Source organism: Sporosarcina sp. FSL K6-1540 (assembly GCF_038620285.1).
GTDB classification, from domain to species: Bacteria; Bacillota; Bacilli; order Bacillales_A; family Planococcaceae; genus Sporosarcina; species Sporosarcina psychrophila.
Window position 1 is genome coordinate 4114591 of record NZ_CP152018.1, and the last position, 17822, is coordinate 4132412.

A 17822-nucleotide genomic window follows, 5' to 3' on the forward strand; every position below is an offset into this window, starting at 1 on the left:
GAGGATGAGATATGATGCAAAGAGTATTAATAACAGGTGCGGCAGGTAGGATTGGTCAAGATGTCGTAAACATTTTAGGTAGACAGAGAAACTACCAGTTAAGATTAGCAGATATTAACTTATCTGCTTTAGAGGTTTTCAAAGATGCGAGTCATGAGATAATTTATTTAAATGTATCTGATTCAGCAGCTTGTCAAGAGGCTATCAAAGGGATGGATTTAGTTATACACTTAGCTGGTGATCCTTCACCAGAAGCTGATTTTTATGGCTCATTATTAGAAAATAATATAAAGGGGACATATAATATTTTTAGGGCCTCTAAAGATAATAACGTATCCAAAGTGATAGTTGCTTCTAGCGCCCAAACAATCGAAAGCTATCCACTGGATTACCAAGTGAATACTAATTCACCTATTAGACCTAAAAATATGTACGGAGTCAGTAAGTGTTTTGTAGAGGCGGTTGCTTCATATTTTGCTTATGCAGAAGATTTGCAAAGCATTGCTATCCGCATTGGAGCGTATGATGATTATAACCCAAATGGAAAACCTCTCTCAGCCCGAGATATGAGTGCTTACCTAAGCCCTGAAGATTTTATTGACCTTCTTTTGAAGTCAATGACTGCAAAGAACTTACCACCCTTTTCGATTTTACACGGCATTTCGGACAATAGGTTTAAACGGCTTGATATTGAAGAAACGAAAAAATTAGTTGGGTACAACCCAAGTGCGGATGCATTTGAACTAAGCGGGGTTAAGTTATTTGATAAATAGAATGTCCAAATAAGGAAAAGGTTAAATTTTGATTGTCCTTCAAAAAGGTCATACCCCGCGAAAACATCTTGAAAAACCACGACATATTGTGTCAAAAATCCATTTAAACCTTTTTGGGTTTGAATCAAATTTTAGTGAATTCTTGGTATTGACTCTAGAAAAGAAAAAATATAGCGGCTCTTCCACAATCTAATCTGTAGAGGAGCCGCTTTTTACTTTGTTCTTACTTATTTACCGCAACAGTATATTTAACCGCTAACCCCAATACATCCGCGTCTGTTAGCGTGCCATTCGCTAACTTGTCAGCCCACGATGCATGAGCCCCGCCTCCACAGCTGCAGCTACGATGATTTGACGATGCGCTTTACTCGCTAGAGATGTTTCTGTTTCAAATTTTAATGCCGGGCTTGAAAATTTCAATTCCTCATCCTCCTCTTTTGGTGGTGTAGGCGTGGGTGTCGCCGTTATTTTTAGTTTCAACTTGAAGTACTGAAGTACACAGCTAGACCATCCGCGATAGCCTCACCTTGCGCTTTCAGTTTCGCATCACTTCTTAATGCGCCGATGTCTGTTGTCGAGTCCATGAAGCCACCTTCCGTTAAGATAGCGGGCATGCTTGATTCTCTCAACATGTGAAGGTTGTCGGTTTTTACTCCTCTATTACGTAGGCCCATTGCTTGTACAATGCGTGGCTGAATAATTGCCGCGATTTCTTTCGATGCTTTACTTACGGTAGTCTCTTGAACAAGTGGTTCAACACCTCCGTGACTGCCCCACTTACCATCAAAAGCATTGTGATGAATAAGATGCTCCCCAAGCATTTGCCTTATTGGTACGCGTCGCAAGGGATACATCTGTGTTTCCAGTCGGGCCATCCAGTCTGAGGATCTGAACGTCCTGGTATTTATTCAGTCAGACTGAACATGCCAATAACACTTTGTTATTAAATGACCATTCACGTTCACCATCAGGTGTTAGTTTGCCCGCAGTATTGATACCATGTCCGGAGTCTAGTGCGATTTTGACCAAGTTACCATCCTCCTTGTCGTATTTAGTTAGCTCATATCGCTCAATCAATTTATTAAGCTTTTCAGGGTAGTTAACATCTGTTGCATAACCGGCGTCTTTAACTGCAGCTGTTGCCTTCATATAATCTGTTTGATTTAAAACTGCTGCGTATCGGTTGTGAGACTCCCATCCAGTTCCGTTAACGTATTTACCGCATAAATCAATAACACATCCATCTAGGGCTGGATACTTCCTGAATTCTGCGGTTACACGATATGGCGTCTCGTCGGTTCGTTTTTCGTAAACGGGACCAGTCCAGTCACTGCCTTTTTTTATTCCAAAATGGTTGTTTGCGTTCTTGGCCAATTCAGATGTCCCGAATGCTGATTCCAAAATGCCCTAGGTGATAATTAAAGAAGGAAGGACTCCATGAGCCCTCCCGTGTTTTATTTCATATGGTGTGAGGGTGTCAATGAATGACATTAGCCCTCATCCTTTGTGTAGCCTTCATTTTTATTCCCCAACTCAAATAGTCCAGTTGCTGATAATCCCGCTAGTCCTCCTACCCACAATCGCAAGACTAAATCCAAATCCGTAAACAGAGATGCTGCAAATCCTATAAAAATGCCCACCACGAATGCGATGAGCGGAACGAAATTCTATTTTATTGGTGCAGTTATTTTAATCAGTTGGAGTGCCGCCAAAATGATTGGTGCTAGAATTGTTGCGAAAATTAATACGTCTGTAATTATTTTTCCTCCTTTTAATTAAAAAACTGTGTAGCAGCATAAATGATGACACCAATAGTTCCGGATGCTACCGATAAATTAAGTGCCATTTTTCAAAACTGTGACAACTTAATTTTATTTGTGTCGAGATGATGGTCGATTAGTCTATTGAGTAATGCTTTTTGTTCGGCTCCCTCTGTTTCCACTGCGGTTTTCACGCTATCCATTTTGTGAGATAGCCCGGAAACTGTTGTCTCAAGAATAGTTATACGTTGTTCTTGATTTTGTAAAATAGGCGTGCCTTCCGATATCCATTCAATCACTCCTTAATTTTGGATAAAGAAATAGAACGCCCGATATGGACGTTCTTGTTAATCGCTTAATGCATACAGTTACTTGTTTTTTATATGTGACCGCAAAACTAAAAAGCAACCAGTCCATACGCTCTTTCGGGTGATCGACCGGATATTTCAGAAACTTTTCGTCATAAAAACTTGTGATACTGGAGTATTTTCAAAACCACTTGCCAGTAAAGATGAAACTACACAACCATTTCCTTTTAAGAAGTTATAAGTTGTACGATTGACAGATTGGTCATATTCTAATGCGTAAGCAAGGAGTTTGTTTAGAGCATCTTCATTCCCATTTTCCTTCACCTGAAATAAAGTAATGCTTTCCGTTTTATTGCCAAAAACACGTTTTTTCCGAATAAGACAAGCTGCCTGCACCTCTCCATTCTTTGATATCATCACAGCTTCTCCACCTAGTTTTGACGTGTTACTAGCATCCGTTTGCCAAGGGACGATAGTTGAAAATAAATCTGATCCAATAGATTGGGTAGCCGGAATTCTTATTATTTCATAATCGTCTAGATCCGGTAACTTACTATCTAAAATTTCATTTGCACGTAAAAAGAGTAAATCGTCCTCTACTTTGTAACCACACTTTTCATATAAAGATATAGCAGCCTTATTTTCAGAAAGCGCCTCTAAAGTTGCTATAGAAACATTAAGTTCCTTTATGATTTTTTCCGCTTCCTCCATCAAGGAATAACCCAATTTCCTCCCCCTGTATTCTCGATTAATACCTGTTCCACCATTCCAAGAAATCTTTTGACCATTCACTTCTCTAATTCCTTGGAGCACAAAGCCGATTGGATCTGTTCCATCATATGCAACGATGGATAATGCCGCAGATAATCCATCATTACCAAAACGACTTACGAATGTATCAAAAGTTAAATTCATCGGCACTAAATAACCTTCAAATCCACGATTAAATAGGATATGCGCTTCTTTAAAACTTAATGAAGACATCAATTTATACGAAATGTTCATGGCTTACCCTCACTTTTTTAATAAAATACGAAACACCTTATGATAAATATTTTCTTAATATTCCCCTTGATAATCTGTCTAGCCTACAAATTTATTCAGATCTAAAGCCTTGTTTAGCTCCTTCAACTAACACTTTAGCTATCCCGCTGCCAAAACCTATTTAACCATAAAAAAGCTTTAACAATAAAGCTACTTCTAAAATGAAGTTAAGCAATCTTCATTGACTGGAGATATCCCTAGGAGCACTGCATTTACTTCTTCTCGTTTATTATAATAGCGCATAAGGATCTGACTATTCCCATAGCCAATCTAGCCTTCAGGCATCGGTGCGCTTCCTTCTAACAACTTTACTTCTTTCATAAATACTCTAACGTTTTCAGCAATTTCTTTGAATTTGGTATGGTGCAAATAATGTGAACCATCCATGGTTACTACTTTTCCATTTAACGAGTCTTTGATCTGCCCTTCATGCAGGGGTATCCATCCTGCTACACCTTCATTATTCGCTTGTACAAAGAGAAGAAGTGGAAGAACTTTAGGGAAGGCTAAACCTTGAGCCCCTTTAAAATTAGACGAAATATTGTCCATCTCATTCAAGGTAGTCTCATTATACATGTTTTTATTCGAAATCATTTTCATTTGCTCTACGGTTTTTTCATCAAATGCCAGTCCAGCATAGGGATCAGCGCTTATTTTCATGGCCAATCTTAAGAGACCTGATTTTTTGAGGAATGCAAACGTTTTTAATGGGAATTTAATATCCATTCCCGGTTGTGTTGCAACACTGCTATCTATTCCGACAAATGCAGTCACCTCGTTTGGATATTTGTTCACATAATCAATTCCATAGATGCCTGTAATGGAGTGGCCCATGAGTATGTATCTATTAATATTAAGCTGCTGTAGAGCTTCATGAACTTCACTTACCATATTCTCCGTGGTTCGCTCTTTTTCAGTTTCATCACTTAATCCATAACCGAAAGGCTCTACCGCAACAACTTTGTAAAATAGAGATAATTCATCGATAAGAAGCTTAAAATCAAGCCCTGGTGTAGCTGTTCCATAACCAGGCAGGAGAACAATCGTTTCTTCGCCCTCGCCTTGAATTAACACATTCATATTTTTCTCGTCTACAGATACCTGCTGACCGTAGGGCACTATTCGTTTTTTCTCCGAATGACTACTCATCCCATTAGCGATATAAACAATACCTAGAAAAAGAACAATGGCTATAACGATTGCTCCTACTATTTTAAGCAAAATGTTTCGTACTTTCTTTATTTTCGTTCCATTCCGCATTTTCTTTTCCTCTTGTTGTGTCACTGTCATTCTCTCCTGTCCTGATCTGTTTGTTTGGCTTTCTTCATGTGCTGCTAATGAAATCTTAACTAATGAATATGTACTCCCCATGACGACAATATGAACTGAATATGAACAAGCAAAAAAACTACGGCTCACATACAAGATTGCTTGCATGTGAGCCGTAGTTTAGAGAATATCGGTTTAGACAATCCGATGGATATTTGGTGTATCTAACTATCGGTTGGTGTAGTGAGTGGCAACGTGACAATGAAGGTAGTTCCTTTACCAAGTTCACTTTCCACTCGGATGTCACCTTGATGAAGAGCTACGACCTGTTTTACGATTGCAAGTCCCATACCGCTACCGTCATACTTTCGACTGTGCGAACGATCGGCCTTGAAAAACCGCTCGAATATACGCTTCTGGTCTTCGAGAGGAATACCGATGCCCGTGTCGGTTATTTGAACTGTCACGTTTTTGATGTCTTGTTTGGTACTGACGTTAATTACCCCGCCATCCTCGGAAAATTTGATGCTATTGCCAAGGATGTTCGTCCATACCTGATTCAACTGGTCATGATCACCCATTACTTTAACGGTCTGTAGATCAAGCTCAAAATGAATGATGCGAGCAGACCATTGCGGCTGGAGCGCCACGATTACCCGTCGAATTTGTTCATCGAGACTGAGCGTGACGAGCTGCAGTTGCTGCGACTGCGATTCAAGCAAACTCAGCTTGAGCAGGCTATCGCTCATCTTGGACATTCTTTTCGCTTCAGCGATGATAATATCTAGATATCGACTTCGTTCGTGATCTGAGAGGTGAACCTGTTTAAGCGCTACAGCATAACCGGATATCGAAGTGAGCGGAGACTGAACCTCGTGCGAGACGTTCGTTACGAATTCCCTTCGCATCTGCTCAAGTTGCTGCAGATCGTGCATCATTTCTTCGAAGCTGCGAGCCAAAATACCAAGCTCACCCGTTTGCTTAATATTCAGCTTGACGTTGAAATCTCCAGATGCTATACGCTTGGTCGCTTTTGTCAGCTTTTTGATCGGTCTTACCAGGAATAAAGAGGCAACTAAAATGAACACGCTTCCTGCAATCAACGAACAGGTTGCAAAAATCAATGCCCACTTTGTGACAAAAGAAGCAGAAGGCGGGGCGAGCGTTTCCAAAAACATCGCTTTCGTTCCCATTTCCGTTTTCAACGGCAACCCTAAGAGGACCGTAGCAATACCATTCGGAGTGTCCTGAACAACGCCTCCATCTAATACTTTCTTTAGTTGCTCCATCGTGACAGGCGCAGGTTTGTGTCCGTGAAGTTTTCCGTAAGATTGGAACTGACCCGTAGCTTCGTAAATTCGAATATAATAAGAATCGAGCTGCTTCATTTCACTTACGAACGAGTCCGCTTCACGTAACGGAAGAGTCTTGTAAAGCTGGACGATATCATGGCCAAAGTTACGTAAGTTAATTTGAGCGTTTTCGTTCAATTTATCTTCGAATATCCAAGTTGACACAAAAAAAGAAATAATCGTGCCTCCGATGACGGAAATTAGAAATGTCAGGACAACACGTATATATAAAGATCTGATCATTCATAAACCTCAAGCCGATACCCAAGCCCACGCACCGTTTCGATCCGAAAATTGGGTGTCGACGCGAACCGTTCACGCAGTCGTTTAATATGTACGTCTATCGTTCGATCATCTCCAGCGTAATCGATACCCCAAATCTGATCGATCAACTGCTCGCGCGTATAGACTTGTCCGGGTGTTCCAGCTAGCTTATACAGCAATTCGAATTCCTTTAGCGGCAACGTAAGCGACTCCGTCCCTCTCATCACCTTATAGGTCTGTCGATTAAGAATGACGTTCCCGAAATGGATTGTCTGAGTGGAGCCAATCTTGTATCGTTTGAGTAGTGCCCTAACACGAACCGTCAACTCTAACGGATCGAATGGTTTCGTTAAGTAATCGTCCGTCCCAAGTTCGAAACCTTTCACTTTTTCCCATGTTTCTCCTCTCGCAGTCAGAATAAGTAAAGGAAGATCAGGATTGGCTCTTCTGAGTTCCTTGCATAACGTCCAACCATCCATATTTGGCATCATAATGTCGAGCACGACAAGATCGACATGCGTTGAGGTGTAGACGGCCAGTGCTTCCTTGCCGTCTGCGGCTTCGGCTATTGCGAATCCGTCGTTGCGTAGAAATAAACAGACGAGTTCACGAATGTTCGCATCGTCGTCAGCAACCAGTATAGTAGGCATCAGTTCCCTCTTTTCCCTGTTTTCCATCGCATTATTGAAGTAATCATTATACTATAGATCAAATTGATATACTCCCATTCTTCCTATAATTAAGGACAGGAATATCATTAAACGCGCCCTCGTTTGCTTATTCGATTACCAGAATGCCAAACTTTATATGTAATTGTTTAGCTCTTCCCATCCTTCTAGAGTTCGATTGGCGACGGGATAAACGCGGACATATCTACGTTTGTGAAGTGGCCAAGAGCTTAGGAATCTACGACTTGGGCGCTTTTACTTATTTACGGCAATAGTGTATTTAACTGCTAACCCCAATACATCCGCATCTGTGAGTTTAATATTCATCTGGTAATATTTCTTTTAGTTCTTCATTATTGCCGTCGATATACAAAGCGGAAATCTCCATTTGTGAAATCTAAAATTTTTCATCTAACAGATTCCACCAATTTTTACTCATCGCTTTAGAACCTTCATTTCGATCAGCTTTTATCGAGTTTGACAATGCATCCCACTTAATATGATCAGAACCTTTTTATACGATCATGCAGTGCTTCCCCTCAAGCCGTCTTCCTGTAACGGGACCCGTAAATAACGTAAAACTCTTCGTCTATAATTTCGAATAATGGCCGCCTTTTTGATTTCAAAATAAAATAAGAATCTGAATATTATTTGCTTTGTTTTTTTCTAAACTTGTAAATAAGATAACATATTACGCCTGGAAGAAGTGCTCCGAATACGGGTGTTGATATATTTACCATTTATAACATTCATCCCCTTACAATCTCAATCAGTTTATATTAACACAGAAAAGTAAGTGTCAAATACACCTTCTAACCTCATTTCATCAGAAGTATTTGGTTAAGGTTAGACGTACAAGAAACATAACTCTGTTTGAATATAGTATCAATATACGATAGAAAGGGTGTGCCTCGTGGGGAAAGAACAGAAATATTATAAAACGATCAAGTTTAAATCAAATCCAAGTTGTCGTTGTCGTTGTTTTTGCTGTTGTTGTAGTTGTAGTAGTTGTTGTTTTTGTTTTTGTTTTTGTTTTTGTAGTTGTCGTTGTACAAAGCCACCATTTTTACCTGTACCACCAATTTGTAGCTTTCTCGTATATGTTACAGACGCTGGTCAGTTAGAAACTCCTGATAATAGAGCATCAGTGATTGATACAGCGACAAACACTATAGTCGCTACCATTCCAGTAGGAAGCGCTCCTCTAGAAGTAGCGATTACACCAAATGGAGCATTTGGTTATGTTACAGCTTTCTTCTCGAATAATGTAACGGTTTTTAGTACTGCAACAAACACTCCAATCGCTACCATTCCAGTAGGCGTTAACCCTCTTGGTGTAGCAATTTCACCTAATGGAACACTTGCTTATGTAGCAAATCACGGATCTAACACTGTATCAGTAATAAATACAGCAACAAATACCGTAACTGCTACTATTCCAGTAGGACTCGCTCCTCAAGGTATAGCTTTTACTCCGAATGGTGCGTTTGCTTACGTTGCAAATGAAAACTCAAATACAGTATCTGTCATTAATACAGTAACAAATACGGTGGTTGCTACAATCCCTGTAGGAGTTCGCCCTAGATCAATCGTTTTCACACCGAATGGACAATTTGCTTACGTTACAAATCAAGGTAGTAACACAGTATCTGTAATCAATGTAGCAACAAATACGGTGGTTGATACAATCCCTGTGGGAACAGAACCTGTGGGAACAGCAATTACACCTGATGGAACACTTGTTTACATTGTAAATAAAGGTAGTAATACTGTATCTGTCATTAATACAGCAACAAATATGGTAATTGCTACAATCCCTGTAGAAGAATCCCCTGACCAAGTAACCATATTGCCGGATGGAACACTCGCTTATGTTACAAATCAAACCGACAATACTGTGTCTGTCATAAATATAGCAACAAATATGGTGATCGCAACAATCCCAGGATTTAGCGGGCCAACTGGTATTAAAACCGGGACAATCTGCAAATAAAAGATAAACATTTTATATCAACGAGTTGATTTCATAATCTAGGGCCCTTGAGGCCCTTGAGGCTCTTTAGGAACAAGTTTCACTAATTATAAATATATAGCGTAAGTACTATTCAGAATATCGAATTAAAATCAACAAAAAAGGTGACCGCTCAAATTAAGATTAGTCGCCTTTTGCTATATTTCACTTATTTACCGCAACAGTATATTTAACAGCTAACCCCAATACATCTGCATCTGTGAGTTTAATATTTATCTGGTAATATTTCTTTTAGTTCTTCATTATTGCCGTCGTTATACAAAGCGAAAATCTCCATTTGGAAAATCTCGAATTTATAATCTAACAGATTCCACCAGTTTGTACTCATCGCTTTAGAACCTTCATTTCGATCGGCTTTTACCTAATTTTCCAATGCATCCCACTTTATATGATCATGCAGCGCTTCCCCACAAACCACCTTCCTGTAACGTGACCCGTAAATAACGTAAAACTCTTCGTCTATAATTCCGACTAAATAACACTTTCTTTTTAGCATACTGCGATAAACCAATAAATCACCAATCGTGATTTTTATGTTGCACTCCCACCTCTCTAAGCCATTATTCGAGGAGGGAGCAAGCCCTTCTACTATCCTTTAAACTCTATTTGTCACCTCAACTACATGATCATCTATTTAAAACAATAAAAGGCGACAACTCCGTAATGGAATAATGACCGCCTCAGATTTCTTAATCTCTATTATTAAAAACGTTTTCAGAGTGCCGAATGGTTAATATCATATCTTTCGCATTGATCGAAATAACACAATCCCAAGTTGGTTTAATTTGCATCTCGTTTTCCTCATCAATCCAAATCATTGCATTTAGTTCTAGGGCACCTTCCATGATAACCATTTTTTTCGTTGAAGTATCAGTGACTGTCATCAAATTATCTTGTAAACGTATTTTCCAATCAAAAAATGATAATTCCTTCATATTCTCATCCTTTCTTTTACTTATCTTTGAAACATACTTGTTTTAGCTACATATACAAACGATTATTTTTGCAATTGTCTTCCTAGCAAGCAAAAAAACCTACCTAATGTACACAAATTTTCTTGAATGGCACGGATTTTAAATTTAGCGTTATATTGAATGGCGCGATCTGATACGGATGTGACATTTGGGTTTGAATCTAGTTGTCTCATTTGATGTTCGCCGAAAAGTATTCTACTTATTTAAAATTCTCCCGTTCCAAGCCATTTTTTCTAGTATAACGGGTTTTTAAACTAAAAAACCCCGAATGGATCACTTTTTTTAAAGTGTCCACTATTCGAGGCTCAGTTGAATTCGAATTTAAAGTCACCTTTTTTAGAAAGTCATTTTTTAAAAAAGTGAGTTTTTCTGCGACCTCGAACAATACCAGAGTTATCTTATTGCAGTAAAACTATTCACTTTTTCTGGTCAATACAAATCCTCAGCCGTATTCTTCATTTGCAGATATGTCATAGGATTATGAAAATCTTCTTTGACAATGCAAAGACTTTCACAGGAAAAATAAAGATGTTCAAGCCAATCAGCGTCGTTACATTTGATGGCTTCGTCACATTCCTTTTCTATATACGGAACACTTATTGTCTTCCCTAAAATCCTAAAGAGCTCGATAGTATCTAATGCTCCTGGCCAATTTCTATCTTGTAATAGGCTTGCTAGTTTCGGCAAAGCTTTTCTATTTCTCGGATAACCCATTTCTTTCAAAATGTACACTCCGTTTTCCCAACACGACTTGCCATATTTCGGGATTATCATGTCAACTTTCTCAGGTGGAATTTTAGATAGTATCTCAATAGCCTCTTCTTGAATTTCCTTTGGAAGTTGCCAATTCAAGTTATATACATAATAATTGATTTCTTCGTCTTCTATATTAATATAGTCTCTCATAATTACCATCCCTAGTTGTTTGAAGATATTGAAATTGCTTGCAGTAGTCGAGTAAATTTATGTGGCTTCTTATCTGCATTCGCCCTAGAATCTATCCATCCCTGCATATCAGAAGCTTTTACGGGCTTGACAGAAACATGATTTCCACCATCAAGAACAGCCTTAAGTACCTTTGTACTGTCAACTGCTTCCTTTGTTGTAACTGTAAATTTACCTTTAGGCATTGTTTTGTAATAAGATAATCCATTCTTATCTGTAGTTATTAGCGTATGATTAGTTGCTGTCGAAGAACCTCCCCTATAAATTATAGTAGGATTCTTACGTTTTAATCGCTCTTCTAGCTCAGCTTTTATTTTATCTTTTGAAACAACTATAACAGTTACTAAGCTTGCCGCAAGTGCCATTGCTATTAAATGTTCTAAAACCCATCCCGAAACAGGAATTAATGGAAGAGCAAACCTCTGGGTTACAATACCACTCTCAATTCCATCCGGAGCCGGGAGTACTTTCCCTTCTCTAATTTGTGCTTCTTTTAATTCTTGAATGTCTAATTCTTCTCTAGTATTAACGTCGTACGCTTTCGCTTCATAAGTGTCATCGGTTATAAAATAGGTCAATACATATTCGATATCATCGTAGATAGTCGAAAAAATTCGTTGATTAGGAGTTTCAGCAAAATCGATTTTCTCAGTTTGTAAATAACTTTTTAATTCTGAAGTGACTTCTACACTTTCAAGATTAGTCTGTGCTGATGCCATATTGTGATTTTGAAATACACCAAAAAAGAACATACTAAAAACTAGTGCTAGAGTGATAACTTTTTTCATTAATTTCATTGTCTTTTCCTCCCCTTCGAGAGAACTGTTCATTAGTTATTACTGCCCAATACTGCCATTTCGTGGTTAATTATCAGCGGTAAGTCGAACACCATCTACCTTGAATGTTTTACAGTATACAAACACGGAGATATTGGAAACTGTAATATATGTCAAACACAATATGAGGGAATCTTGAAAATCACTATGACCCCCAGCCGCTTTCGGCATAGCTGCCTCTAATCCATACTGAGCTGTAAAGTTACCACCAACATCATTCAATCCTTCACGCATAATTTTTACGAATTAATAATCCAGTGATAATCCTTCAACAGCTGTTCAATTTGCTTTTCTGTCATATGCCCGCCCCCTATTTATCGTTTACGAATAGCCCCGTTCACCCGTTTATAGGTCTGTCGATTAGTACCCATCAATTCAGCCCATTCCCTATCAGACAGCTGTTCTGATGACCTGTCTTTAGCCTTAGTACACTTCTTATCTACTTCGCCTGTACGAGCATCAGGTAGCCTTTTTCAACCAGTTCCGTTTGCAACGATCTCATTTCCCCACTCCTTCAACGAAAAATTTTGCGGACCATGAATTTCGGTTTATTCGACAAGACTTGACTGCGTTTACGCGTATCCCAATCTAGATTCCAACCGTGCATCGCTTCGCTTTCTGTATTCCATAATGCTTTCTCATGGTTTTCTAGAATGATTTCTTTCATCGAGTTCCATAATTGAGATAGCCCCTCTACAAATGGTTTAAGCCATTCTGAAATCCCCGGAACCCCGACTATCACACCGTCAATCATTCTTGAAACTTCCTCTATTGGCATCTGGTGGCGTTCTGTAAGTTCTGCCTTTATCTTATCCAATCGCTCTTGATTGATTTCCATCGTCTTTTCCTCCTTTTTGAAATAAAAAAAGAGGACAACAAATGACACAGCGCAATGCTGTAATCAATCGGTGTTCCCGGTTGTTCCAGTAGACTTATTTAGTTATGCATACCCTTTCATAGTCCCGTTTTTACACCAACCAGATGTGATAACAGTTGATATACTGCCATTTAAAGCGTGGTAAATTACAAGCGTTACAGAAATCAATAGCCTGTAAAACTAATTCTGCTTTTTGATACTTATCAAAGCCTGATTAAACTTAACTGACTCTTCCCATTGTGGAAAATGACTTGAATTTTCGAACCAAATGAGTTTTTTTGTCGTTTTTATTGTGTGATAGTAATCCTCTACTAATGCGGAAGAAACATGCCTATCATGACGCCCCTCAAAAAATGTAATAGGGACATCGAAACTCTTGTATTTACTAAAATCAATTTCCATGAGCTCTTGCCACAAATATTGTATTGATTGTAGACTCCCTTTTTCACGATTGATTAAATCTTTAAATGTGTACTTTGATGAAAAAATGAAATCCCTTACCAGTTGGTTATAATTGCTTTTTCCATATAAAGAATGTCTGTATTGAACCACTAATTTAGTAACAAATAATAAATCGTTTAACCAATCTTTTTGAGTCAATGAAAGGTCAATATTTTCCAATCGCTGAATAATCTTTTTTTTATTTCGTTCTTGACTTTCTTTCAGAACAAAATCATATTGACACTTCAACCCTTTTTTCATGTTAACTACTTGACCGCATCCAAAATAACTGTGTACTAGCTGAGGATATTTTTTAATGAAAATTAAGCCTAGGACACTTCCCCAAGAGTGCCCTAAAATATAAACTTTTTCTTTTTTATACGTTTCTAACAAATAATGAATTAAACTGTATAGGTCTTCAATATAAGTTTCAATAGATATTTGTTCCTCTTTCGAAAAAGTATAGTAAGATTTCCCAGCCCCTCTTTGTTCCCAGACTACAATATTAAACGTTTTTCCAAGTTCTGAGTTATATTTATAAATCAGTGGTAAAGCAGCATCACCTGGACCACCATGCAAATACACTAAAAGAGGCAGATTGTTATCTTCACCAAAAATAGAAATAAATTGTTTTGAAGTGCCAATTTTTATATAGTTTGACAGTTGAGTTTTCATTTCCTTCTCCTACCTTACTATCATTTTTGAGATTCAAGATAACATCTTTATATTTGTTCCACTAATTGTAATCGCCTTGCCGCTTTACTTTCGGTACAAAAACTCGCCACCTTCCACACCAGATCCAGTCTATTGAATTGCAAATACATATTTTGGTGTTGCCCCTGAACTATATTTATTGTATCATTTCCCCATTTTCTTCTTGACGTATACTGTTTTAATAGGGAACTTGAGTATTGAACGTCTAAGCAACAATCATCCTGCCTTTGTGATGATGGGTAAGCCTGTGTAGTTGAAATATGGCTATCTCCTTTGCGACTAGGAAACAAGTAGATTGTGCTTTATGGTAGCGTTTCAATCTACGCCATTACATGGGATAAGATCACTGTACACAATTTCCGTGCTGATAAATCTTTCCGCTCAGACCCAACTCTGCCCATGCATAAATTACTTCATCTCTATTTATCTGGTCAGATATTTCATTAAGTGTCAGCATCTCGATGCCCTCATCACCTTCACGCAATTTCAATTGATTAATGTCGATAACGTGTTGATTAATGATTATCATCAAAAATCCATCACGGTAAATCATAGTGTTTCCTACATCCTCCATACAAATCCCTCCTACCTCTTCGTATAACTAACCTCATAAAATAAAGGCTTGTCATCTTGCCATGTAATAACCTGTTTCCTAAACCCAACACCCGGCTTATCCACCTTCTTGATTTCACCGTCTATCACCCTGTACACCGCGTTTTCTGATAAAATTACTTCTGCTGTTTTACTCACAGGACCCCTCCTCGTGTGCTATACTTTCCTTGTCAAGGACGGGAGGAATCCTGTCTTTTTTATTTGCTCAAATCTTATACCCAATCGTCCTCATCATCTTCTCCGCATCCGCTACATAATCCGCTTTAAACTTCGGAAAAGCATCAAACAAAAACCCTTCATAATCCAATCCAAAGTAGTTACAATACCGAATGACGTCTTGCAAATCTGCCCTTTCGACACCAATTTCTAAATTCATAATGCGTTCACGATACAGTCTCCCCCCTGCTGCCAAGTCTTTCAGATTCATTCCTTCAGACGTTCTGAGGAATTTAACCTTTTCAGCGATGTGTTGGATCTTGCGTTTTTCTTCTAAGCTCATTTCAATCCCTCCAATAACTCAGCAGCCTTTGCTCCGCCATCCATCATGACCTTAATTTCTGGTCCCCACTGATCAACAACATTAATTTCGTAGTTTTTGTTGTCTCCATAAAACTCCAACGCTTCACGCAATCGCATGTTTTCACGTCGATAATCCAAGGTCGCTTGAAAGTTCCCTCTTGATTCTTCTGAAAGGGTTTGATTTCGAGCTCCCAACTCTTGCGCCCGTTCTGCTTGTTCGATTAGCGATTGCAAATCATCAAAATGTTCGCTCGTACCTGCTAAAATTTTGATCCGCTCCAATCGTTCCTCATTCGTCCCGTTTACAACAGCACCTCCATCCCTTTACAATTCATTAGTAAGCCTCATAAACAACTCCATATCCCCATCATCAAGCGCCATATCAATCTGCAGCAACAGCATGTCCTTGTCCGTGACATCCGTTTCAATGCTCGGGTGATGTTCCAAATATTCACGGGACATCTTGGATCCTTCCGACATCTCAGTCATAAGTTTCCGAGAGTTGATTTTCCCCATTTCCCCTAAAGCATTCGTATACACAGCGAGAGAAAGCCCTCCATCAATCTTTTAAATTTTTCACGTTCATGATCATTGTTCATCCCTACTCACTCCTCTTCAATTCATCCTGCCTAACTGTCACCAACCCGTAACTGACTAACCTATATTTTTGTAGTAAACTTACAGCAAGAAAGGAGACTATCAAATGACAGCAACGACTTGGATGTGGATTTGCATTTGTATTGCTACCTTGATTTTACAGTTCATTTTTATTTTTATCGTCCTCCATCAAAGTAAGCGATTTAAACATACGATACATACGATTGATCCGATTGATGATCGTATAAAAGAAATGAATAGAGAAAAAACCGACATAGAGTAATGATTGTATACTTACGAATGGGACGATACACGACAGTGAACGTCCTTACTGTCATTTCACTCACTCCTCCTCAATTCACCATGCCGAAATATCCTAACCTGATTAGACTTCGCAAACAAAACCTCATACTGCCGTTTAGGTAAAAACCTCACAATTCTTCCCTTCTTCCCCCATACAATTTGAGAAAGGAATAATCCTCAACATCTTTCTCCTCCACATTGACGACGACTTCAACCATGTCCCCAAGCTCAAACGCTATTGTTGGCACCGCATCAAAAATAGTAAGTTGCTGCACCATGTCGTCACTCCTTCACAAATCTCTTCGCATATCGCAACTACTGATGAATATAAGGATCATCCTCATTGCCACCGCTCCACATCCAGTCACCAGTACGTCGTTCAATATCTTTCAGTACCTCGAACAGTAACTGGGGTAAAAGCTTGATTATTTCTTGATATGCGGTCACTTGGGTTCACTTCCTTTAATTCACTATTAATCAAAATACTTTCATGAGACAATGAAATATCTTAAGAAAGGATGATCCGCGTGCTAATTATTTTCGAAAACGTAGGAGTCTTTTTCTCACCAATTTTATGTTTCGTTTTCATTTCCAACTGCGTTGCAATAGCTAAAAGATTAAAAAAGGGGATGATAATACTTCAATAAACACTTTTATTACCTGTCTTTCTTTTACGCTGATTGTATATTCAATTATCTTGATAGCATATTAGAGTTAAAAAAATAATTACTGAAATGCACTATTGTTGCTTGTCATTGTCGAATTATGACTCATTTATTATTAAAATATTTGAAACTTATTGATTTTAAATGCGTATTCTGGATATGCTTAATTATTGAAAGTTGGTGTTCTACCATGTTTAAATCAGAAATAACTAACAAAGTTCTAAATATTATCTTCTTGCTTGTATTAATGGCAGTATTATTATCCAACGACTTAAATACCACATTTTCTAGAGTATTTGTAATCCTAGTATTGTCGGCAACGATTTTACATGATTTATATCAAATAATAAAAATCAAGAAACAGAAAGCTGATTAAATTTAATCGACTTTTTTATTTGCGCATTCTGTGACACGCTGTGTACTAACTTGCTATCGTATCTACCCATTTCACAAACGCACTCATTAAAGGTGGTTTGTTACCACTGTCCGCCCAACCTGCAAATCCTATAAAGCCGTCTGAATTAAAGCTGATTGCTTCTCGTTGAGTGAAGTAATGACTATTCAAGAATAAATAACATTCCTTTACATTTCCGGTTGTATTGTACTTGCTTTTTATTTTTCGACTCATTCTCATAGTGTTTGTGGACATTATGCCTGCCTTATTGGCTTCCTTAACGTGCTTGTTAAGGAAGGTGAACAAAACACCAATATCGCTTTCTGTAATATTTTCATAAGTTAGTCCTTTTTCGGAGAAAAGTTCTCTAGCTTGTTCTGAAGTCATTTTCTCAGCTCCTTTTGGTTGTATTGTGCTTTACAGTAGAATATTTCTAAATTAATTACATTTAAGATATAGTTGAAAGAAATGCTAA

23 protein-coding genes and 2 pseudogenes are annotated in these 17822 nt (G+C 38.3%); 3 read left to right on the plus strand and 22 right to left on the minus strand.

The genetic code is table 11. The features are described from left to right. Positions 1–14 precede the first annotated feature (14 nt). Positions 15–773, plus strand: a complete 759-nt coding sequence (locus tag MKY15_RS19380; RefSeq protein ID WP_342539791.1) for an NAD(P)-dependent oxidoreductase — start codon at positions 15–17, stop codon at positions 771–773. Positions 774–1067: 294 nt separating this feature from the next. Here MKY15_RS19380 and MKY15_RS19385 read toward each other — a convergent pair whose 3' ends face one another. The 8 genes and pseudogenes from MKY15_RS19385 to MKY15_RS19420 form a co-directional block, all read right to left on the minus strand. Continuing rightward, on the minus strand, positions 1068–1193 hold the full coding sequence (locus MKY15_RS19385; RefSeq protein ID WP_257722477.1) for a hypothetical protein: 126 nt from the start codon (positions 1191–1193) through the stop codon (positions 1068–1070). A gap of 56 nt (positions 1194–1249) precedes the next feature. Further along, a complete protein-coding gene (locus tag MKY15_RS19390) occupies positions 1250–1627 on the minus strand; it encodes an N-acetylmuramoyl-L-alanine amidase (RefSeq protein WP_342538281.1) in 378 nt (125 codons plus the stop codon). A 58-nt stretch (positions 1628–1685) separates the two neighbouring features. Next, entirely contained in the window at positions 1686–2174 is a 489-nt protein-coding gene (locus tag MKY15_RS19395) for a glucosaminidase domain-containing protein (protein ID WP_338656543.1), read from the minus strand. Positions 2175–2263: 89 nt separating this feature from the next. Continuing rightward, positions 2264–2530: pseudogene (locus tag MKY15_RS19400) on the minus strand (holin). Between the two features lie 449 nt (positions 2531–2979). Continuing rightward, a complete protein-coding gene (locus MKY15_RS19405) occupies positions 2980–3846 on the minus strand; it encodes a GNAT family N-acetyltransferase (RefSeq protein ID WP_067209672.1) in 867 nt (288 codons plus the stop codon). Positions 3847–4155: 309 nt separating this feature from the next. Then, positions 4156–5169 (minus strand): alpha/beta hydrolase, encoded by a 1014-nt coding sequence (locus MKY15_RS19410; protein WP_067209675.1) that lies wholly within the window; start codon positions 5167–5169, stop codon positions 4156–4158. Positions 5170–5378: 209 nt separating this feature from the next. After that, positions 5379–6749, minus strand: coding sequence for a HAMP domain-containing sensor histidine kinase (locus MKY15_RS19415; protein ID WP_342538282.1), 1371 nt, complete (start codon positions 6747–6749; stop codon positions 5379–5381). Then, on the minus strand, positions 6746–7420 hold the full coding sequence (locus MKY15_RS19420; RefSeq protein WP_342538283.1) for a response regulator transcription factor: 675 nt from the start codon (positions 7418–7420) through the stop codon (positions 6746–6748). The genes MKY15_RS19415 and MKY15_RS19420 overlap by 4 nt, the downstream gene beginning before the upstream one ends. 1096 nt (positions 7421–8516) lie before the next feature. On the opposite strand from MKY15_RS19420, the pseudogene MKY15_RS19425 reads away from it, so the two are divergent. After that, positions 8517–9431 (plus strand): annotated as a pseudogene (locus tag MKY15_RS19425) (beta-propeller fold lactonase family protein); the annotation flags it as partial. A gap of 244 nt (positions 9432–9675) precedes the next feature. Here MKY15_RS19425 and MKY15_RS19430 read toward each other — a convergent pair. From MKY15_RS19430 to MKY15_RS19480, 11 genes are all read right to left on the minus strand, one after another. Further along, the gene (locus MKY15_RS19430; RefSeq protein WP_342538284.1) at positions 9676–9798 is read right to left on the minus strand and encodes a hypothetical protein; all 123 of its coding nucleotides are present in this window, start codon (positions 9796–9798) and stop codon (positions 9676–9678) included. Positions 9799–10159: 361 nt separating this feature from the next. Then, positions 10160–10405: a hypothetical protein gene (locus tag MKY15_RS19435; protein ID WP_342538285.1), complete on the minus strand. Its 246-nt coding sequence runs from the start codon at positions 10403–10405 to the stop codon at positions 10160–10162. Between the two features lie 468 nt (positions 10406–10873). Then, positions 10874–11350, minus strand: coding sequence for a hypothetical protein (locus MKY15_RS19440; protein WP_342538286.1), 477 nt, complete (start codon positions 11348–11350; stop codon positions 10874–10876). Positions 11351–11361: 11 nt separating this feature from the next. Beyond that, on the minus strand, positions 11362–12186 hold the full coding sequence (locus tag MKY15_RS19445) for a hypothetical protein (RefSeq protein WP_342538287.1): 825 nt from the start codon (positions 12184–12186) through the stop codon (positions 11362–11364). 553 nt (positions 12187–12739) lie between these two features. Continuing rightward, complete coding sequence (locus MKY15_RS19450; RefSeq protein ID WP_342538288.1) at positions 12740–13063, minus strand: hypothetical protein; 324 nt, start codon at positions 13061–13063, stop codon at positions 12740–12742. 219 nt (positions 13064–13282) lie between these two features. Beyond that, positions 13283–14218, minus strand: coding sequence for an alpha/beta hydrolase (locus tag MKY15_RS19455; protein ID WP_342538289.1), 936 nt, complete (start codon positions 14216–14218; stop codon positions 13283–13285). Between the two features lie 382 nt (positions 14219–14600). Continuing rightward, complete coding sequence (locus MKY15_RS19460) at positions 14601–14831, minus strand: hypothetical protein (RefSeq protein WP_342538290.1); 231 nt, start codon at positions 14829–14831, stop codon at positions 14601–14603. Between the two features lie 11 nt (positions 14832–14842). After that, complete coding sequence (locus MKY15_RS19465) at positions 14843–15007, minus strand: DUF3954 domain-containing protein (protein WP_342538291.1); 165 nt, start codon at positions 15005–15007, stop codon at positions 14843–14845. Positions 15008–15074: 67 nt separating this feature from the next. Then, positions 15075–15368, minus strand: a complete 294-nt coding sequence (locus tag MKY15_RS19470) for a hypothetical protein (protein ID WP_342538292.1) — start codon at positions 15366–15368, stop codon at positions 15075–15077. Continuing rightward, positions 15365–15670 carry a hypothetical protein gene (locus tag MKY15_RS19475; RefSeq protein ID WP_342538293.1) on the minus strand — a complete coding sequence of 102 codons (306 nt, stop codon included), beginning with the start codon at positions 15668–15670 and terminating at the stop codon, positions 15365–15367. Before MKY15_RS19475 ends, MKY15_RS19470 begins: the two co-directional genes overlap by 4 nt. A gap of 42 nt (positions 15671–15712) precedes the next feature. After that, the gene (locus MKY15_RS19480) at positions 15713–15928 is read right to left on the minus strand and encodes an IDEAL domain-containing protein (RefSeq protein ID WP_342538294.1); all 216 of its coding nucleotides are present in this window, start codon (positions 15926–15928) and stop codon (positions 15713–15715) included. Between the two features lie 163 nt (positions 15929–16091). Here MKY15_RS19480 and MKY15_RS19485 point away from each other — a divergent pair, with 163 nt between their 5' ends. Further along, positions 16092–16268: a hypothetical protein gene (locus MKY15_RS19485; RefSeq protein WP_156476032.1), complete on the plus strand. Its 177-nt coding sequence runs from the start codon at positions 16092–16094 to the stop codon at positions 16266–16268. Positions 16269–16416: 148 nt separating this feature from the next. On the opposite strand, the gene MKY15_RS19490 is transcribed toward MKY15_RS19485, so the two are convergent. From MKY15_RS19490 to MKY15_RS19500, 3 genes are all read right to left on the minus strand, one after another. After that, the gene (locus MKY15_RS19490; protein WP_342538295.1) at positions 16417–16566 is read right to left on the minus strand and encodes a hypothetical protein; all 150 of its coding nucleotides are present in this window, start codon (positions 16564–16566) and stop codon (positions 16417–16419) included. A gap of 37 nt (positions 16567–16603) precedes the next feature. Continuing rightward, a complete protein-coding gene (locus MKY15_RS19495) occupies positions 16604–16735 on the minus strand; it encodes a DUF6877 family protein (RefSeq protein ID WP_338656534.1) in 132 nt (43 codons plus the stop codon). Between the two features lie 639 nt (positions 16736–17374). Beyond that, a complete protein-coding gene (locus MKY15_RS19500; RefSeq protein ID WP_338656532.1) occupies positions 17375–17734 on the minus strand; it encodes a hypothetical protein in 360 nt (119 codons plus the stop codon). Between the last annotated feature and the right edge of the window lie 88 nt (positions 17735–17822).

Coding starts and splice junctions, on each gene's coding strand:
- MKY15_RS19380 (WP_342539791.1), top strand. CDS start 15: ATGCAAAGAGTATTAATAACAGGTGCGGCAGGTAGGATTGGTCAAGAT.
- MKY15_RS19390 (WP_342538281.1), bottom strand. CDS start 1,627: ATGTATCCCTTGCGACGCGTACCAATAAGGCAAATGCTTGGGGAGCAT.
- MKY15_RS19405 (WP_067209672.1), bottom strand. CDS start 3,846: ATGAACATTTCGTATAAATTGATGTCTTCATTAAGTTTTAAAGAAGCG.
- MKY15_RS19415 (WP_342538282.1), bottom strand. CDS start 6,749: ATGATCAGATCTTTATATATACGTGTTGTCCTGACATTTCTAATTTCC.
- MKY15_RS19420 (WP_342538283.1), bottom strand. CDS start 7,420: ATGCCTACTATACTGGTTGCTGACGACGATGCGAACATTCGTGAACTC.
- MKY15_RS19430 (WP_342538284.1), bottom strand. CDS start 9,798: ATGAGTACAAACTGGTGGAATCTGTTAGATTATAAATTCGAGATTTTC.
- MKY15_RS19435 (WP_342538285.1), bottom strand. CDS start 10,405: ATGAAGGAATTATCATTTTTTGATTGGAAAATACGTTTACAAGATAAT.
- MKY15_RS19440 (WP_342538286.1), bottom strand. CDS start 11,350: ATGAGAGACTATATTAATATAGAAGACGAAGAAATCAATTATTATGTA.
- MKY15_RS19445 (WP_342538287.1), bottom strand. CDS start 12,186: ATGAAATTAATGAAAAAAGTTATCACTCTAGCACTAGTTTTTAGTATG.
- MKY15_RS19450 (WP_342538288.1), bottom strand. CDS start 13,063: ATGGAAATCAATCAAGAGCGATTGGATAAGATAAAGGCAGAACTTACA.
- MKY15_RS19455 (WP_342538289.1), bottom strand. CDS start 14,218: ATGAAAACTCAACTGTCAAACTATATAAAAATTGGCACTTCAAAACAA.
- MKY15_RS19460 (WP_342538290.1), bottom strand. CDS start 14,831: ATGGAGGATGTAGGAAACACTATGATTTACCGTGATGGATTTTTGATG.
- MKY15_RS19470 (WP_342538292.1), bottom strand. CDS start 15,368: ATGAGCTTAGAAGAAAAACGCAAGATCCAACACATCGCTGAAAAGGTT.
- MKY15_RS19485 (WP_156476032.1), top strand. CDS start 16,092: ATGACAGCAACGACTTGGATGTGGATTTGCATTTGTATTGCTACCTTG.
- MKY15_RS19490 (WP_342538295.1), bottom strand. CDS start 16,566: ATGGTGCAGCAACTTACTATTTTTGATGCGGTGCCAACAATAGCGTTT.
- MKY15_RS19500 (WP_338656532.1), bottom strand. CDS start 17,734: ATGACTTCAGAACAAGCTAGAGAACTTTTCTCCGAAAAAGGACTAACT.